The sequence below is a fragment of the Lacticaseibacillus parakribbianus genome (assembly GCF_025490915.1).
Classification (GTDB): Bacteria; Bacillota; Bacilli; order Lactobacillales; family Lactobacillaceae; genus Lacticaseibacillus; species Lacticaseibacillus parakribbianus.
This window is the reverse complement of sequence record NZ_JANQBA010000003.1, coordinates 96624-114694: the sequence shown is the minus strand read 5'-3', so window position 1 is coordinate 114694 and position 18071 is coordinate 96624. Positions and strand designations below refer to the sequence as shown.

The window sequence follows — 18071 nt, the reverse complement described above, 5'->3', positions numbered from 1 at the left end:
AAAGCAGAATAGGTGAAGACTAGGGAGAAACGATGACGCAGACGATTTTGTTGGTGGAAGACGAGGAGAGCCTGAGCACGTACTTGTGCTCGGAGCTGAAGTTCGAGGAGTACCGGGTGCTGTTGGCGACGGACGGCCAGGCGGCCTGGGAGCTTTTTCAGCAAAAAGGGGCGAGCATCGATCTGATCTTGCTGGACTGGATGCTGCCCAAACTCGACGGCCTCGAGGTGATGCGGCGCATTCGCAAGACCTCGCAGGTGCCGATCATGATGATGACCGCCCGGGATTACGTCGGCGACAAGGTGGCGGGGCTGGACAACGGCGCCGACGACTACCTGACCAAGCCCTTCGAAATCGAGGAGCTGCTGGCCCGGCTGCGGGTGCTGCTGCGCCGCCACGACAAGCAGGTGCCGACGACCTACCGGGTGGCCGACCTGACGCTGGACGTCAAGGCCCGGCAGGTTCACCGCGGCAGCCAGCTGGCCCAGCTGACCCAGCGCGAGTACGACCTGCTGCTGGTGCTGATGCAACACGCCGGCACGGCGATGAGCCGCGACGAGCTGCTCGACGCGGTGTGGGGCACGGAATTCGACGGCCAGGTCAACATCGTCGACGTCTACGTCCGCTACCTGCGCCAAAAGCTGGGTAGCCCGAACCTGATCCACACGGTGCGAGGCGTCGGCTACGCGCTTCAGGCGGCCAATGCGTAAGCGCGGCGGCACGGCGGCCAAGGGCGGCGCGGCAGTTCAGCGCGGCACGGGGGCCAAGCACGGCGCCGGCCAGTCGTCCGAGGCGGCTCAGGCCCCGCGCCGCGAGCGGCGGCCGGCCACCTACGCCCGGCGCATCACCCGGACCTACGTGATTTTGCTCACGATTGTGGTCACGGTGATCGGCATCGTCAGCGTCGGCGTGGTGGCCGAGTACCTGATTCGCAGCAAGCAGGACGACTCGGCGCAGCTGATGGGCGACCTGCAGGACTCGTTCAAGAACAACAAGCCGGACTGGGACGCCTGGTTCTCGTCCAGCTACCGCACCCACCACGCCTTCGTGCGGGTCAACGTGTCCGGCCAGGGGGCCAACGAAACATACTACGCCAAGAACACCAAGCGCTTTTTGAAGGACACGCTGATGACCTACCCCCTGATCTCGCACGTGCAATACCAGGAGGACCAAGGCATTTACTACTACCGCGAGGCGGTGGTGAAAAAAGACGGCGTGACCGTCGACTACGAGATCTGGATGAGCCTCAACCGCATGGTGGCGCTAGTCAAGCTGCTGCTGGCGATCATCGTCTTCATCACCTTGGTTGGCCTGCTCGCCGGGGCCTGGGCGACCTCGATTCTGGCCCGGCGCCTCAACCGGCCGCTGGCGGCCTTGACCCAGGCGGCCAAGGGCATCACGGCCAAGGAGAATGCGACGCACCAAGAGGCGCTGCCGGTGGCCACCGGCCCGGCCGAGGTGCAGGCGCTGTCCATCGAGTTCAACCGCCTGTTGGCCACGCTGAACGCGCAGGTGCTGCGGGACAACCAGTTCGTCTCCGATGCCTCCCACGAGCTGCGGACGCCGCTGACGGCGATTCGCGGCCACGCGAGCCTGATTCGCCGCCATGGTGACGCGCATCCGGAGATCGTGCCGGAGTCCCTGGCGGTGATCGAGGAGGAGTCGCGCAAGATGCAGCGGCTGATCGAGAGCCTCCTGAGCCTGTCGCGCATGGATCACGTCCAGGTCGAGCGGGTGCCGCTTGACCTGACGCAGCTGGTCGCGGACGTCTGCGATCGCTACGCCACCGACCAGCCGCCGGTGGTGGCCCTGCCCGGCGGCCTGTGGATCCTGGCCGACGCCGATTCGGTGACGCACATTCTGCTGTGCCTGTTGAACAACGCGGCCAAGTACGCACCGGACGCCCCGGTCACGATCGACGCAGTGAGCGGCGGCGGCCGCGTCGTGCTGCGGGTGGCCGACCAGGGCCCCGGCATTCCCGACGCCGCCAAGGCCCAGGTGTTCGACCGCTTCTACCGCGTCGACTCGTCTCGCTCTAAGAAAATCGCCGGCACCGGTCTGGGCCTGGCCATCGCGGCCCGGCTGGCCAGCCTGTCTCAGGCGACCATCGCGGTGGTCGACAACCAGCCGCACGGCAGCGTCTTTGAGGTCAGCTTCGAGGCGGCCGCCATGCCGCATTAATTGCAAGTCCAAGCGTTGACCACGGGCAAACCACGTCCCGGGGTCAGCGCCTTTTTTGTGCGGTGCTTGCGGCAAGGCTTTGCTCGCGGGGATGGACATGCTGCGTCCGGACGCTCGCGACCCGCCGCCAACCGGCACTGCTTTCTGAGAATCCTTAATCTCGTGCTTAGAAACCGTTGAATGCAGCCGGCAGCGCCGCTCGGTAAACTGGGTGTATCTTCTGACAAACTTGCGACAAAGGAGGCGGCACCGTGACGCGATTCATGAGCTTTTGGCACCGGCCGCTCGTGGCCTTCATCGCCCGGACGGTTCTGTACACCGCGATCTTGATCGTGCTGGTGTATTTGTACAGCTACCGCGGCGTGGCCGGGGGTCACTTCATCTACAACGAATTCTAAAAAGGGGTGCAGGATGCAACAGACGATTATTCAGGCAATCGATGCGATTGCGATGCAAGAACCCGACCGCCCGGCTATCGACGTGCTGGGTCAGGTCAACACATACGGCGAGCTGAAGGCGGCCTCGGACGCCATCGCGGCGGATCTGACCGTGCGACCGCTCGCGGCCAAGGCGCCGATTCTGGTCTACTGCGACCAGAGCTTCGCGGCCATCGCGGCCTTTCTGGGCTGCGTCAAGGCCGGCCACGCCTACATTCCGGTCGACACGCACTCGCCCAATGACCGGCTGACGATGATCGAGGCCATCGCCGAACCGGCGCTGGTGATCGCCACCGCGGAACTGCCGGTCGCCCTGAAGACGCCGACGATGACACCGGCCCAGCTGGCCGCCACCATGGCGGATGGGGCCGCGGCGCCGGTGCCGACGCTTGAGGCCGGTGATAACTTCTACATTATTTTCACCTCCGGCACCACCGGCCAGCCCAAGGGCGTTCAGATCAGCCTGGCCAACCTGCAGAGCTTCGTCGACTGGATGGCGAGCTTCGACCTGCCGGAACACGCCAGGGTGCTGGCCCAGGCACCGTTCTCCTTTGACCTGTCCGTGATGTCGCTGTACCCGGCGCTGACCGCCGGCGGCTGCCTGAAGGTGCTGCCCAAGTCAACCACGGCCGACCTGCGCCAGCTGGTGTTGGCCCTGCCGAAGCTGACCGTCGACGTCTGGGTCTCCACGCCCAGCTTCATCGAGATGTGCCTGCTGGATCCGACCTTCGACGCGGCGCATCACCCGGAGCTGCGCCAGCTGTACTTTTGCGGCGAGGAGCTGACCCACAAGACCGCCGAACGCCTGCTGGACCGCTTCCCCGCGGCCGAGGTGTTCAACACCTATGGCCCGACCGAGGCGACGGTAGCGGTGACGGCGGTGCAGATTTCCCGGGAAATACTGGCGCAGTACCCGCGGTTGCCGATCGGTTACGCTAAGCCGGACACCACGCTGCGCCTGATCGCCGACACCGCCCAGCAGGAGGGTGACCGCGTGATCGGGGAGTTGGCAATCGCCGGCCCCAGCGTCTCCAAGGGTTACCTGAACCGGCCGAACAAAACGGCCGCCGTGTTCACCCAGGACCGAGGGCGTCAGGCCTACCGCACCGGCGACCTCGGCTACATCGAGGACGACGGGTTGATTTTCTACTGCGGCCGGACCGATTTTCAGATCAAGCTCAACGGCTACCGCATCGAGTTGGAAGAGGTCAACCACTTCCTCAACCTCGCGCCGATGATTCGCCAAGGCGTCGCGGTGCCGCGCTACAACCGTGAACACAAGGTCTCCGCGCTGTTGGCCTACGTCGTGCCGACCGCGGCCGACTTCGATGCCAAGGCGCTGACGGCGGCGATCCACGCGCATCTGCAAGGCGTGATGATGGCCTACATGATTCCGTCGCGCTTCGAGTTCCGAGACAGCTTGCCGCTGACGCAAAACGGCAAGGTTGCGATCAAGGCCTTGATCCAAGAGGTTAACGCATGAGCCCGCTGGCCCCATACGCCGACCCGCAGTACTTCGCCATCCTGCTGATTGCCTTGATTCCGGTGGTTGTCGGGCTGTGGCACGGCCACCGGCTGCGGCTGTGGGAAAGCGGCGTCGCGCTGGTGTTCATCACCTGGATGTTCGCCGGACCGCACAAGTGGCACGAAGGCGTCGCCCTGGTGGCCTATGTGATCTGGCAGTTGGCGCTGACGCAGGGCTTCGCGCGGTACCGCCGCAACCACAACGCGACTTGGGTCTTCGTCCTGGCGGTGTGCTTAAGCATCGCGCCGTTGGCGGCGGTCAAGCTGACGCCGGTCGTGGCGCTGCACCCGTCCCTGCTGGGCTTCATGGGCATCTCGTATCTGACCTTCAAGTCGGTGCAGGTGCTAATGGAACTGCGCGACGGCACGATGAAGGCCGTCGCCCCGATCGCGTTCCTGCGCTTCTTGCTTTTCCTGCCGACGATCTCGAGCGGCCCAATCGACCGCTTCCGCCGCTTCCAAAAGGATTACGACGCGGTGCCCGAACGCGGCGCCTACCTGGAAATGCTGGGTCGGGCCCTGCACCACATCCTGCTCGGCTTCCTGTACAAGTACATTCTCGGCTACGCCTTCGGCACTGTCATGCTGCCGCAGGTCGCCCAGGCGGCGATGGCCGCTCACGGCACCAGCGCGTTGATCTGGCCGTTGCTTGGCTACATGTACACCTATTCCATGTACCTGTTCTTTGATTTTGCCGGCTACAGCTTGTTCGCCGTCGGCATCAGCCTGGTGATGGGCATTCAGACGCCAGAGAACTTCAACAAGCCATTCGCCGCCAAGAACATCAAGGACTTCTGGAATCGCTGGCACATGACGCTGTCGTTTTGGTTCCGCGACTTCATCTTCATGCGCGTCACCTTCTTCATCATGAAGCACAAGTTGGTCAAAAACCGCATCCGCGTGTCGCAGGTCGCCTACCTGATCAACTTTTTAATCATGGGCTTTTGGCACGGCGTCACCGTGTATTACATCGTCTACGGCCTGTTCCACGCCGTGGCGATCATCATCAACGACTACTGGCTGCGCTTCAAGAAAAAGCACCGCCAATCGCTGCCCCACAACCGCTGGACTCAGGCCTTGGCCGTCTTCATCACCTTCAACGTGGTCTGCTTCAGCTTCCTGATTTTCTCGGGCTTTCTTTTTCTGAACCGGTTGCTTTAACGTGTGGGCTTTGGGGCCCCTGCAGCCGGCTACATTGCGGTTGGGGACCACAAAGAGCCGACGCTGCGTGATGACGCGTGCGTTCGACTCAAGACAATCCTTGAGTCGGACGCCAAGCCATTGGCGAATTGACCCGCGCGGCCCGGACCTCACAGTCGCCAGCACCCATACCGGATTCTGCGACATCACTGTCACTAAGCACGGCGCCTTGCGCCAAAAGGAGTACAACATGGATATTCAAAAAACCGTCTTCGATATTTTGCAGGACCTGACCGGCACCGACTTCACGGGCAGCCCGGACGAGAACCTTTTTGAAACCGGCACCCTGGACTCGATGGACACCGTGCAGCTGCTGCTGGCGCTTCAAGACCAGCTCGGCATCACCGTGCCGGTATCCGAGTTCGACCGCAGCGAGTGGGAGACGCCGGCCAAAATCGCGGCCAAGGCGGCCAGCCTGCAATGAAGCGGCGCGTCTGGCAGATTTTCGGCCCGTTGCTGATCGCCGCGGGGCTGACGCTGGCGCTGTTTTTGGCGCCTTTGTCCTTCAAGCGCATGAGCCCGGCCGCGGTGCGGTCGGCTTCGGTGGCGATGTCGCCGACGGTGCTGGCCGGGGCCCGGGCCAAGAACCAGGCGCTGGCCCAAGGCGCCGTGCCGTTCTTCGGCTCAAGCGAGCTGTCGCGGCTGGACCCGTTCCACCCGTCGGCGTTGGCGGCGCGGTACCACCGCAACTACCGGCCCTTTTTGATCGGGGCACCCGGCACCCAGTCTTTGACCCAGTTCATCAACGCGCAGACCATGCTGCCGAAGCTGCGGCACAAGAAGGCCGTGTTCATCGTGTCGATGCAGTGGTTCACCCGCCGCGGCGTGATGCGCCAGGCGTTCGATTACTTCTACTCGCCGCTTGAGACGGTGACCTGGGTGCTTAAGGCCAAGGACACGGTCGCCGATCGCTACGCCGCCCGGCGCCTGCTGTGCATGCGAGCGGTCAGGAAGGACCGGCTGATCAAAAGCGCCTTGCTGCAGGTGGCGGCCGGCCAGAAGCTGGACCGCCCGATGCGGCTGTTGCTCGAGGCGCGGCTGACCGTTCTCCACAACGAGGACGGCCTGTTCTCGCACTTCACGGTCAACCCGCACGAGCGTGAGCTGGCCCGAAGCATTCGCCAGCTGCCGGCCGCCGCGACCAACCAGCAACTGGACGCGCTGGCGGCCAAGGTCGGCGCCGCTCACACCACCAACAACGATTTTGGCATCGACGACCGCTTCTTCAGCTCGCGGCTGGGGGAGGGACGGCTGGCCAAAATGCGGGGTAAGCAGCGCAGTTTTGACTACCGCTTCGGCCCGGAGTACAGCGACTTTGAGCTGCTCTTGGCGGCCTTTGCCAAGTACGACATCGACGTTCAGTTCGTCATTCCGCCGATCAACGCTAAGTGGGCCAGCTACACCGGCCTGTCTCAGGCCAAGCTGCACCAGGCGGTCGAGAAGCTGCGGGTGCAGCTGCAGGGCCAAGGCTTCAACCGGGTGCTGGACCTCAGCCGCGACGGCAACCGGCCGTACTTCATGCAAGACACGATTCACATCGGCTGGCGCGGCTGGGTCCGCGTCGACCGCACCGTCGCCCCGTTCCTGGCGGCCAAGCGCCAACCGGTTCAGTACCACTTGAATTCGCAGTTCTTCACCAAGAGCTGGCGCGACGCGGTGGTGAGCGGCAAATAGGCGCCGTTCGCCGCGGTTAGTGGCGGCTAGGCGCAATGGGCGGCGGTGAGCCGTTCGCGGTCAACCGGTGCCGGCCGGGCCGTGGCGCCGTCGCAGCCCGGCGTTTGCCAGCGAACGATTGCGGCCGGGCGAACCGCGGCAGTGGCCGCGACGCTTGGGTCAGTGTGATTTCTTGGGAGGTTTTTCGATGCACCGACGTGTTGTTCAAATATCTTGGTGGCACCGGGGGCTGATGCTCGCCGCCATTCTGATCGGCGTGTTCGCCTGGGGCTTTTGGCTCGGGCGGGTCAGCACCCCGCAGCAGGCCGAAGTTCGCACCTTGCAGCAGGATGCCAGCAAGAAGAAGGCGACAGTCAAAAAGGCGGCGCCGGCCCTGGCCGTCAGCACCAACGAGGCGGCGCAGACCGATCTGGACGCGACGCTGTCGAAGCTGGATTTTTCCGGTACCGCGGTGATTATCAAAAACGGCGCGATCGTCGCCTCGCGAGCCAGCGGCCTGGCCGACGCGGCGGCGAACCGGCCGAACACCCTGGACACGATGTTTCAGATCGATTCGCTTCAAAAAAGCCTGACCGCCGGCCTGTTGGTCCAGCAGATCAACGCCGGCAAGCTCGCCTTCACCAGCCGGCTCGGCCAGTTCTACCAGCGCTTCGCCCAGTCGCCGATCACCGTCGCCGACATGCTGCACATGGCGTCGGGCCTGGCCATCAAGGGGGTGCTGACGCCGACCTACGTCGACGACACCCAGCTGGTCGCGGCCAACCTCGGTGCGTTGGCCGACCGCCCGAACCTGCGCGGCACCTTCGTCTACACGCCGGTCAACTACCTGCTGCTCGCCGGGCTGGGTGAACAGCTCAGCGGCCAGAGCTACGAGGCGCAGTTCAAGCAGCGCTACATCGACGGCCTCAAGCTGACCCACACGCAGATGGCCTACGCGCTGGACCACCGGCTGCCGATCGCCACCGGCTACAAGGACGCGGCCTACAAAACGCCGCAGGCCCCGACCACCGACCGGATGCACGCCGAGCTCGGCACCGGGCAGGTCTACATGTCCGTGACCGATCTGTACCGCACCGAACGGGCCTTGGTCACCGGTCAGCTGACCGGGGCCAGCCGCAACCAGCTCTACCAGCCGGGTTACCGGTACAGCGGCGGGTTTTACATTCACTCGGACTACTACCGCACCAACGGCGTCGGTTACGGGTTCTACGACACCTTCCGCATCACCCCGGACGGCCAAAACGCCGTGGTCTTGTTCAGCAACGTTCAGGACAAGTCGATGCCGGCGCTGGGCGACGCGGTGACCCGGCTGATGCAGCGCTACTGCCTGCCGCAAGCCGGCACGGCCAAGCAGGCGAGCGGCGGGGCGACGCAGCAGGCCGCCGGCGGCACCAGGACCGGCACCGCGACCGGTGGCACCAAAGTCGGCGGCACCAAGGTCGGCGGCGTGACCACCGGCGGCACTAAGACCGGCAACACCGGCACCGGCGGCACCGCGACCGGGCAGACCGGCACCGGCACCGCCGCGGCGGTCAACCAGTAGCACCTGCGACTGACCCGCGTTTTAGGCGCAGGCCACGTGCTAAGGTTTTGGCGCCACTGCGAACAGACGGCCGTCGCCCCGTGAGCCAAGGCGCGACTTGCCTCGGACCCTGAACCGGGGCGAGGTGCGGCTGGCGGCGGCCGTCACGCAATCATTGCAAGTCGGTGGATGGGGGCATTCACCGAGCGGTGGCCGGGTGGGGTACCCGGCCTTGGGTAAGGAAATTTGGGAGGCTGACGATGGCGAACGGACAGGAACCTCAAGCAGGCGTCACCGGGTGGCGCCTGGCTAATGGCATCGTTGCGGTGCTGACCGGCCTGGTGCTGGCGGCGGCGCTGGTACTTGGCACGGGCTGTGGCATCGGGTTGAACCTCGGCGACGGGCAGCTGCCGTTTTACGGCGAGGCGCTGGCGCTGGTGTTGCTCGGTGGTGCGGCGGCGGTTCGGGCTCACGGCCGCGGCTGGGGGCTGCAGGCGCTGTTGACGCTGGCGGTGGTGACGCTGCCGGCGTGTCTGTTCTACCTCGGCCCCGACGCCAACGAGGGCTTCGGCTACTTCATCGTGCCGCTGATGGTGTTGCTGCCGCTGGCGGCCCTGATCATCGGCGTCGGGCTGTTCGTTCGCCTGCGCAACTGAAAAAAGCATCCTCGGGAAACGCGGCCTTGGTGGCCGGGCAACCCGGGGATGCTTTTTTACGCGTGAGCCCTTCTGTGCAGCTCGCCTCGCACGGTCAAGGCGTCGCGGCCGCTGTGCTTGGCCCCGTACAGGTAGGCGTCGGCCCGGCGGTAGAGGTCCAAGTAGTTCTGGTCGGTGGCCTGGATGCGGTCTTCGCCAAGCGAGATGGTGACGTGAATCGGCGGCGTGGCGAAGTCGAAGGCCAACGCGGCGATGGTGTCGGCGAGGTCGCGGGAGAAGGCCAAGGCCCGGTTGCGGTCGTCGTCGATGGCGAAGAACAGGATGCTGAACTCCTCGCCGCCGGTGCGGTAGGTCTTGGCGTTGAACGCCGAGGCCCGGGTCTTCTGGCGGGTGGTGGTGCCGACGGTGGTCAAAACGGCGTTGCCGGCGAGGTGGCCGTAACGGTCGTTGATCGCCTTGAAGTGGTCGATGTCGAAGGTGAACAGCGCGTATTGCTCGCCGGTGGCCTGAAACCTGCGGTAGGCCGCTTGCAGGTCGCGGTCGAAGCTCGCGAAGTTGTTCAGCCCGGTCATCGCGTCGACCGCGGCGTCGTGAGCCAGCTTCGCCTCCCGGGCGGCGCGGCGCTGCAAGTAGCGGGTCACGGCCCAAAGCATCAGGTACAACAGCACGAGGTAGCCGAACTGCGGCCCCCAGCCGACGTCGATGCCGCCCAGCTTGATCCAGTTGATGAAGAAGAACGGCAGCGCGAACATCACGCCAAAGCCCATGTACAAGGTGGCACTGGCCGTCAGGATGCGCCGGCCCAGGTAGACGACGGCCAGCGCCAGAAGCGTCAGGCCGATCACGCCGGACCACGCGCCACCGCTCATCCAGATGAACCAGGTGCCGACCACCACCTCAAGCGTCAGGAGCATCGCCGGCCGGTGCGTTGCCAGTAGCGCGAAGTAGACCGTGATGATCTGGAAGTTCAGGTAGGTCCAGCCGTAGCCGACGGGGTAGTCCTGATTGGCGATGTTGAGAAGCGACGACGCGTGGAAAAAGATCAGGAAGGCGACGGTCAGCAGGATGGTCAACGGCAGCCGCCACCGCCGAATAAGGGGCAGGGTGGCGTCGCGGTTCAGCCACGTGTAGACCCAGATGAAGCAGATCAAAACGATTGCGTTGGTCAAAAACGTGACCGACCGCAACGCGGCAGGCACCATGTCCTCACCCTCCCCCAAGACGAATTAGCACATTATACCACTTGTATCGAGCAATTAAATTAATCTTACGAGATTTTGAGTGTATAATCGTTGGCAAGGGCGGTGACGCCACGCGACGCATCACACAGGAGGCAACCACATGAAGCAGATTCAGGAAATTCCCGGGCAGGTCGGCATCGGCCGCGCCTACGCAGACTTTTTCAAGGGGCTCATCGAGTTTCGCGGCCGCAGCACCCGGGCCGGGTACTGGTGGGTGCAGCTGTTGGCCTACGCCGTCAACTTCGTGGTGATGATGGCCGTGTCCATGAGCCTGGTCACCCAGGCGTTGAGCCAGTACGGCGACGACGTGACCAAGGCCACTTCGCAGGCGACCAGCCAGATGACGCCGATCATCTTGATCCTGTCTTTGGTCACCGCGGTGGTCGAGCTGTCCTTGGTCACCCGGCGCAACCGGGATGTCGGTATCACCGGCCGCGGCACCGCGGTGCTTTTGGTCGTCCAATACGCGCTGGTGGTGCCTAGCTGGATTGCGATGATTCAGGCGCTGGTCGCCGGCACCGCGATGACCGCCAGCAGCAACGGCGTCACCGCCTTTTTGACCCTGGCGCTATCCATCTTCCAGTTCGTGCTGAAGCTGTTGCCGACCGACAGCCTGACCACCCGCAGCGACGGCGCCGTCGCGCGGTTCTTCATGCGCTACAAGGCGGATGCACCGAACTGAGGCCAAAGTGAGAAGCAGCACACGCTAAAACAGCGTTCGTTCATCGTCGAATTGGCGAGGGACGAGCGCTGTTTTTGACGGTTACCCGCGAGCGGCCAAAATGGCCTGGGCCCGGGCGACTTCCTGCTTGACGTTGGCGACGGCGGTGCCGCCGAGGCTGACGCGGCGGTTGACCGCGGCTTCGGACGACAGCTCGGCGTAGACGTCGGCCTGAATCTCCGGGGCGGCCTGCTGCAGCGATTCCAGCGGCATGTCCTGTAGGCTGGTGCCGGTCTGAATGCCCTTGAGCACCAGCTCGCCGACGATGCCGTGAGCCTTGCGGAACGGGACGCCCTTGGTGGCGAGGTAGTCGGCCAGCTCGGTGGCGTTGCTGAAGTCGGCGACGGTCGCGTCATGCATGCGCTTTTCGTGAACCGTCAGCGACTCGATCATGCCGGAGAAGATATGCACGGAGCCCAGAATCGTGGTGTAGGCGTCAAACACGGGCTCCTTGTCCTCTTGCATGTCCTTGTTGTAGGCCAGAGGCAGGCCCTTCATCGTGGTCAACAGCCCCATCAAGGCCCCGTAGACCCGGCCGGTTTTGCCTCGGGTCAGCTCGGCAAAATCCGCGTTCTTCTTTTGCGGCATGATGGAGGAGCCGGTGGCAAAGGCATCGGACATCTCGATGTAGTTGAACTCGTAGGTACACCAGAGGATCAGCTCCTCGGCCAGGCGTGACAAGTGCTGCATCAAAATCGCGGCGTTGCTGAGGAATTCCAGGGCGAAGTCGCGGTCGGACACGGCGTCCAGCGAGTTGTGATACACGGCGTCAAAGCCCAGCTGCCCGGCCACGAATTCGCGGTCAATCGGGAAGGTGGTGCCGGCCAGTGCCGCGGCGCCGAGCGGCAGGATGTCCGTGTGCTTTTGGTTGAAGGCGAAGCGTTCGTAGTCGCGCTGGAACATCTCAAAATACGCGAGCAGGTAGTGGCCGTACGTGATCGGCTGGGCGTGTTGCAGGTGGGTGTAGCCGGGCATGATGGTGCCGGCGTGTTCTTCGGCCTTGGTCACCAGTACCTCCTGCAGGCCGGACAGGGCGGTCAAAAGCTCCGGCAGCCGGTGTTTGAGCCACAGGTGAAAGTCCGTGGCGACCTGGTCGTTGCGCGACCGGGCGGTGTGGAGCTTGCCGGCGACCGGGCCGATCAAGTCGGTCAACAGCCGCTCCATGTTCAGGTGAATGTCCTCGTTGGCCACGGTGAAGGTCAGCTCACCGGCTGCAAGTTTGGCCTGCAGCTGGTGCAGCCCGGCCGTAATCGCCTCGGCGTCGACTTGGGGAATGATGCCCTGCTTGCCCAGCATCGCGACGTGAGCCAGCGAGCCTTCGAGGTCCTCGGCCGCCATCTGCTGGTCGAAGCCGATGGACGCGCCGAACTGGTCGACCCACTGCGCCGCCTTTTGGGTGAAGCGGCCGCCCCAGAGCTTGTCGGTCATTATTGTTCCTCCGAGTGAACGTGGTTGACTTGCTCGAAAACGGTGCCGGGCAACGTCCACAGCTTGATGAAGCCGGCCGCGGCCTCCTGGTCGAAGGAATCGGCGGCGGTGTAGGTCGCCAGGTTCTCGTCATACAGCGAGTTGGTGTCGGACTTGCGGGCCACCGCCGTCGCGTTGCCCTTGTACAGCTTCATCTTGACCACCCCGTTGACCACCTGCTGGGTGTGGTCGACGAAGGCCATCAAGGCGTCGAAGAGCGGGGTGATCCACTTGGCCTCGTAGATCATGGTGGCCAGTTGCTGCTCAATCAGCGGCTTGTAATGGGCGACGTCGCGTTCCAGCGTCAGGTTCTCCAGCTCGTGGTGAGCCGCCATGATCACCGCGGCGGCCGGGGCCTCGTAGACCTCGCGGGACTTGATGCCGACCATGCGGTTTTCGATCTTGTCGATGCGGCCGATGCCGTTGGCGCCGGCAATCTGGTTGAGGCGTTTGATTAGCGCGGCCAGGCCGAGCTGCTCGCCGTCGATGGCCACCGGCAGGCCTTTTTCGAAGGTCAAATCCAGGAAGGTCGCCTGGTCCGGCGCTTCCTCCGGGGAGACACTCATGCCCCAGGCGTCGTCCGGCGCCTGGTTCCACGGGTTCTCGAGGATGCCGGCCTCGTTGGCGCGACCCCAGAGGTTGGCATCGATGGAGTAAGGCGACTTCTTGCCGATCGGCACCGGCACGTTGTGGTCCTTGGCGTAGTCGATTTCCTCCTCACGCGACCAGTGAAAATCGCGGATCGGGTCTTCGATGGCAAGATTCGGGTCCAGCGCGTGAATCGCGGCCTCGAAGCGAACCTGGTCGTTGCCCTTGCCGGTGGAGCCATGGGCAATCGCCACGGCGCCGTTGTCATGCGCAATCTTGACCAGGTGCTTGATGATCAGCGGCCGCGACAGGGCGGAGACCAGCGGGTAGTCGCCTTCGTACAAGGCGTTGGCCTTGATCACCGGGGCGACGTACTCGTTCGCGAATTCCTCCTGGGCATCGATCGCGTAGCTCTCGATGGCGCCGACTTGCAGCGCCTTTTTCTGGATGAAGGCCATGTCGGCGTTGGGTTGGCCGACGTTCAGGCAGACGGCGATGACGTCGTAGCCGCGGTCTTGCAGCCAGGGAATGGCCACGGAGGTGTCGAGGCCGCCGGAGTAAGCGAGTACCAGTTTCTTAGTCATGAGTGAGTTCTCCTTTGAGTTGACGCGTGAGCCGCGTCACGTATTCTTGCATCATTCGGGTTAATTATACAATTTTTATTTAATTAAAGCGAGCCCGGCCGCAGCAAATGCCACTCGCCCTCGGACACCACGGACACCGCGCCGCCGCGAACCTGGATGGCGGTTTGCTCGTCGATGACGTAGCCCGGCCGGCCGAGGTCTTCAACCCAGGCCCGGGCGTTGGTCAGGTTGTTTTCCTCAAACAAGTTGAGGTGGGGAAAAATCGCGAGGTCTAGCCACCCCAGTCCCGCGTCGGTCGGGCCGCTGGGCGGGGCCCAGGTGGTGAAGAACTGCCCGATGCGCGGCGCCACCACCATGCTGCCGGCCGAGATGCCGACCCACACCTTGTGAGCCAGGGTCGGCAGCAGGTCGGCCAGCCCGGCTCGACGCAGGCAGTAGGCGAGATACACCGCGTCGCCGCCGTCGACCAGCAGCGCGTCGGCCGCCTCAAGCCAGCGCCGCCAGCGTTCGGCTGGCAGATCCGGCAAGGCGGTCAGCTCAAGCACCCCGATGCTGTGCCAGCCCAGCCCGACCAAGGGGGCGGAGCTTTGGCCGGCGACGAAGCGCCAGACCCCTTGCGGCGAGCTCTCCGGCGTCGCGTAGGCCGCGGTGGGGATGCACAAGGCGTTGGCCGCCTCGATCGGCTTACCCAAAAGCGCCACCAAAGCGGCGCGTTCGGCGGCGTTTTGGATGCCGCCCGATGTCAGTAAGTAATCCATGGCTTCCTCCGTAGACGCCAACGCGACCGACAGGCGTCGGCCGCGTTGGGTGGTGATGACGATGGTGCTGTTGTCTGATGGCTGTGGCACGAAAGGGCGTTTGACGCTTGCCGATTCCGACTGAAGTGGTCAGACTACATTTGCGTCGTGCTGGGTTGGTTTTGTCCTACGAGGTCGCAAGCGTAGGGTCAGGGGCGGGTCCGGGCCGCGAAAGGATTAGCCGACCGCAAGACTCGCGGGTTGGGCGAGGCTTGCGCTTGGCTAATCCCGGCAAAATTCGAGACAGGCACGAGGCCGTAGGCAGCGGCGTGGCTCGAATTTTAGGTTGGAGCCCAACGGGCGGAAACCGGCCGCGCAGCCCGACCCGCCCCTGACCCGGAGCCGGCTAGGCTATGCGTCCCGCTAACTACGCGACCTTCCGCCTTGGTTCGTCGGGCTCCAGCCGGCAACGCAGGAACGTCCAGCTAGGGCCGGCACTCGAGGCCAAGCCCGGGCCTCAAGCACCAGCCCTACGCTAGCCGTCCTGCTAACTGCGCCGGCTTCCGCCCTGGTCCTAGTTGAACCGCCGCTCGACCAAGCCCAGCAGGCGGGTCAGGACGAAGGTCATGGCGAAGTAGATCAAGGCCACGATCATCATCGGGAAGAACGGCTGGAACGAGGCGCCTTGGACGGTGGAGCCTTCGAACATCAGCTCCGTGGCGCCGATGACGGACAGCACGGAGGATTCCTTGATGTCGGTGACGAACTCGTTACCAAGCGCCGGCCAGATGTTTTTGACCGCTTGTGGCAAGACGACCGACTTCAGGGTCTGGCCGTTGGACAGGCCCAGGCTCCGGGCGGCCTCGGTCTGGCCGATCGGCACGGAGTTCAGGCCGGAGCGGATGATTTCGGCGACGTAAGCGCCGGAGTTGATGCCCATGGCAATCGCGCCGGCCGCGAAGGCGGAGAGGCTGATGCCCAGCACCTGGGTTCCGAAGAAGACGATGAAGGCCTGGACCATCAGCGGGGTGCCGCGGATGAACTCGACGTAGACCACGGCGATCGCCTTGAGAATCCAGAGCTTGGAGCGACGCATCAGCGCCAGGAAGGTGCCGATCACGGTGCCGGCGACGACGGTCAACAGCGCGAAGACCAGCGTGTTAACCGCGCCTTTGACGAAAAAGCTCCCGTACTTGGCCCAAAAACCGTCGCTTTGGTTCTGCAGCGTGTAGGCCGCGTCGAGCCACTTGGCCCAAAGCTTCTGCGACTTGACCTTCTTGATGGTCTTGTTGACCTGCGCCGTCAGGGCGGTGTCGCCCTTCGGCAAGGCGACGACGGTCGGCGAGGCGGCGGTGGCGAAGTGCGGATCCACCATCATCAGGCTCTTGTTCTTTTGAACGTAGGCCCCGGCGATGATGCTGGACATGACGCCGGCGTCTAGCTTGTTGTAGGAGACCTGGGCGACCACGTCGTTGGCCTTTTGCAGGCTTTGAATCTTGGCGCCTGGCAGCTGGGCCTTGGCAATCGCCTCTTGGGTGGTCTGCTTTTGGGCCCCGACCTTGGCGCCGGAGAAGTCGGCGACGTTCTTGTACTTGGCCTTGTCGGCTTTGCGGATCACGACGATCTGCTTTTCGTACATGTAGGGTTCGGAGAAGTCGACTTGCTTGGCACGTTCCGGCGTCTTGCTCATGCCGGAGATGACCATGTCGACCTTACCCGTCTTGAGGGCCCCGATTAAGGCGTCGAACCCCATTTCCTTAATCTGCAGCTTCACGCCGGCGTCTTTGGCAATCTGCTTGGCCAAGGACACGTCGGCGCCGACGATGGTGTCGTCGCCCTTGACGGTGGCGTGGAACTCCAGCGGCGCGTAGTCGGCAGACAGGCCGACGACCAGGTAACCGCGTGACTTGATGGCGGTCAGGCGGCTGCCGCTCGCCGCTTGGACCTGCTGATTGGATTGGGTGAAGCCGAGCGCAAGCATTGCGATCAGCGGTAACAGCCACTTGAAAAACTTCTTCATACCGAGAACTCCCCTGCGATTGAATTTTTATTGAATATAAACCCAATCGAGGAAATATGCAAGCATTTTAAAAAAATACAGAAAATATTCACAGTGCCAGCGGCTGGAGGAACGGGGCAATCAGGCCGTACAGCGTCGGCCCGTCCTTGATGTAGCTGCTGTGCGAGGCGCCGGGAACCGTGATACCCCGGGCCTGCGGAATCTCCCGGACGATTCGCGCCGTCTCGCTTGGCCGAATGACGTCGTGCTGGCCGGCCATGACCAGCGTCGGCGCCTGAATATTATTCAGCATCTGCCGGGTGATGTGCGGCTGCTCGAGCATCAGCGTCAAAAGGGGACTGCGGTGCTTCCAATTCTGGACGCGGGTGGCCCAGTAGGCGGCCCAGCGAACGCCCAGCGGCGTCAGGTTCGCCCCGGCCACAATCAGCCGCCGCACCGCCGCCGGTTCGCTGCTGGCGGCGATCAGCCCGGTGATGCCGCCGTCGGAGAAGCCGAGCAGAATCACCGGCTCGACGCCTAGCGCCTGAACGAAACCCAGCACGTCCTGGGCGAACAGTCGGTAGTCGAGCTTGCCGCTCGAGCTTTGGCCGTGGCCGCGGGTGTCCAGCGCATACACGGTGAAGTGCGGGGCGAGCAGCGGCACCAGCGAATCGAACAGGGTGTGGTCCTCACCGTTGCCGTGCAAGAGCAGCAGCGGGTGGCCCTGTCCGGCCTTGGTGTAGTGAATTGAGATGGTGCCGACTGTGATATCCATGGCAATGCCTCCGTTTGTCCCCATTGTACGCGTCTGAGGCGGGGATGGAAAAGGGGCGTGAAACGCGGCGGCGTCGGACGGATGGAATGGTCAGCTGCGACCCCTGCTCCTGAAGCTTGAGGTAGCGGATGAAGAACTTCGGAGTATTGCTAGAGATGAACGGTGAGGTTCGCGCTTTAGGTGGGGCCGCGGCAGCACCGCCCGTGACACTTTGGAATGGGCCAGTTTAGCTGCCGGTTCCTTTGGGTGAGCGCAAAGCGGCCGCGCGAGTGTGGCTACGGGACATCGGCCGCCTCGTTCCACATGGTAGCAGGTGGAGGGGTTCGGGCAAGGCGAGCCGCGAAAGAATCAGCCGCCCGTGAGACTCGCGGGTTGGGCGAGGCTCACGCGTGGCTGATTCCGGCAAAGCCGAAGACGACCAGAGGAGCCGTAGGCGACGGTCGGCTCCGGCTTTAGGTCGGAGCCCAACGGGCAAAGACCGGCCGCGCAGTTCGCCTTGCCCGAACCCCGGAGCCTGCGGCGACGCCCCAAACGCGTTCCCCGGGGCAACGCGGATGCGGTCTGCTAGGCTCGGAATTTGAAGCAAGGACCGCTTCAAATCCCAAGCCTACGCTGACCGCTCCGCTAACCCCGCCCCGGGTCACGCTCTAAACGGGCTCTGCCGAGCAACGCCAGTGCGTCCAGCTAAGGCCGCCACTCGGGCCAAGGGCAGGCCCAAGCGCCAGCCTTACGCTAGCCGGCTGGCTAAGTTCGCTCGGCGACGCC

At 64.0% G+C, this 18071-nt stretch carries 16 protein-coding genes; 10 read left to right on the top strand and 6 right to left on the bottom strand.

Going from position 1 to position 18071, the window contains the following annotated elements; all coding sequences use genetic code 11:
* The first annotated feature begins 32 nt into the window (after nt 1-32).
* The 9 genes from NUH19_RS03980 (at nt 33) to NUH19_RS03940 (ending at nt 9194) form a co-directional block, all read left to right on the top strand.
* A complete protein-coding gene (locus NUH19_RS03980; protein WP_262315258.1) occupies nt 33-710 on the top strand; it encodes a response regulator transcription factor in 678 nt (225 codons plus the stop codon).
* Nucleotides 703-2181 carry a sensor histidine kinase gene (locus NUH19_RS03975; RefSeq protein WP_262315257.1) on the top strand — a complete coding sequence of 493 codons (1479 nt, stop codon included), beginning with the start codon at nt 703-705 and terminating at the stop codon, nt 2179-2181. The genes NUH19_RS03980 and NUH19_RS03975 overlap by 8 nt, the downstream gene beginning before the upstream one ends.
* A gap of 251 nt (nt 2182-2432) precedes the next feature.
* On the top strand, nt 2433-2579 hold the full coding sequence (locus NUH19_RS03970) for a teichoic acid D-Ala incorporation-associated protein DltX (RefSeq protein ID WP_420844666.1): 147 nt from the start codon (nt 2433-2435) through the stop codon (nt 2577-2579).
* Nucleotides 2580-2592: 13 nt separating this feature from the next.
* Nucleotides 2593-4101 carry a D-alanine--poly(phosphoribitol) ligase subunit DltA gene (dltA, locus tag NUH19_RS03965; protein WP_262315256.1) on the top strand — a complete coding sequence of 503 codons (1509 nt, stop codon included), beginning with the start codon at nt 2593-2595 and terminating at the stop codon, nt 4099-4101.
* A complete protein-coding gene (gene dltB / locus NUH19_RS03960; RefSeq protein WP_262315255.1) occupies nt 4098-5303 on the top strand; it encodes a D-alanyl-lipoteichoic acid biosynthesis protein DltB in 1206 nt (401 codons plus the stop codon). Before dltA ends, dltB begins: the two co-directional genes overlap by 4 nt.
* A 229-nt stretch (nt 5304-5532) precedes the next feature.
* A complete protein-coding gene (gene dltC / locus NUH19_RS03955) occupies nt 5533-5766 on the top strand; it encodes a D-alanine--poly(phosphoribitol) ligase subunit DltC (RefSeq protein WP_262315254.1) in 234 nt (77 codons plus the stop codon).
* A complete protein-coding gene (gene dltD / locus NUH19_RS03950; RefSeq protein WP_262315253.1) occupies nt 5763-7016 on the top strand; it encodes a D-alanyl-lipoteichoic acid biosynthesis protein DltD in 1254 nt (417 codons plus the stop codon). Before dltC ends, dltD begins: the two co-directional genes overlap by 4 nt.
* Nucleotides 7017-7203: 187 nt before the next feature.
* A complete protein-coding gene (locus NUH19_RS03945; protein WP_262315252.1) occupies nt 7204-8559 on the top strand; it encodes a serine hydrolase domain-containing protein in 1356 nt (451 codons plus the stop codon).
* Nucleotides 8560-8798: 239 nt separating this feature from the next.
* Complete coding sequence (locus NUH19_RS03940; RefSeq protein ID WP_262315251.1) at nt 8799-9194, top strand: hypothetical protein; 396 nt, start codon at nt 8799-8801, stop codon at nt 9192-9194.
* 56 nt (nt 9195-9250) lie between these two features.
* Here NUH19_RS03940 and NUH19_RS03935 read toward each other — a convergent pair whose 3' ends face one another.
* Nucleotides 9251-10396, bottom strand: a complete 1146-nt coding sequence (locus tag NUH19_RS03935) for a GGDEF domain-containing protein (RefSeq protein ID WP_262315250.1) — start codon at nt 10394-10396, stop codon at nt 9251-9253.
* Nucleotides 10397-10535: 139 nt separating this feature from the next.
* On the opposite strand from NUH19_RS03935, the gene NUH19_RS03930 reads away from it, so the two are divergent.
* Nucleotides 10536-11117 (top strand): DUF805 domain-containing protein, encoded by a 582-nt coding sequence (locus NUH19_RS03930; RefSeq protein WP_262315249.1) that lies wholly within the window; start codon nt 10536-10538, stop codon nt 11115-11117.
* Between the two features lie 81 nt (nt 11118-11198).
* Here NUH19_RS03930 and argH read toward each other — a convergent pair whose 3' ends face one another.
* From argH to NUH19_RS03905, 5 genes are all read right to left on the bottom strand, one after another.
* Entirely contained in the window at nt 11199-12584 is a 1386-nt protein-coding gene (gene argH / locus NUH19_RS03925; protein WP_262315248.1) for an argininosuccinate lyase, read from the bottom strand.
* Entirely contained in the window at nt 12584-13795 is a 1212-nt protein-coding gene (locus NUH19_RS03920; RefSeq protein WP_262315247.1) for an argininosuccinate synthase, read from the bottom strand. Before NUH19_RS03920 ends, argH begins: the two co-directional genes overlap by 1 nt.
* A gap of 83 nt (nt 13796-13878) precedes the next feature.
* Nucleotides 13879-14553, bottom strand: coding sequence for a Type 1 glutamine amidotransferase-like domain-containing protein (locus NUH19_RS03915; protein ID WP_262315246.1), 675 nt, complete (start codon nt 14551-14553; stop codon nt 13879-13881).
* Nucleotides 14554-15106: 553 nt separating this feature from the next.
* Nucleotides 15107-16552, bottom strand: a complete 1446-nt coding sequence (locus tag NUH19_RS03910) for an ABC transporter substrate-binding protein/permease (RefSeq protein WP_262315245.1) — start codon at nt 16550-16552, stop codon at nt 15107-15109.
* An 88-nt stretch (nt 16553-16640) separates the two neighbouring features.
* The gene (locus tag NUH19_RS03905; protein WP_262315244.1) at nt 16641-17306 is read right to left on the bottom strand and encodes an alpha/beta fold hydrolase; all 666 of its coding nucleotides are present in this window, start codon (nt 17304-17306) and stop codon (nt 16641-16643) included.
* Between the last annotated feature and the right edge of the window lie 765 nt (nt 17307-18071).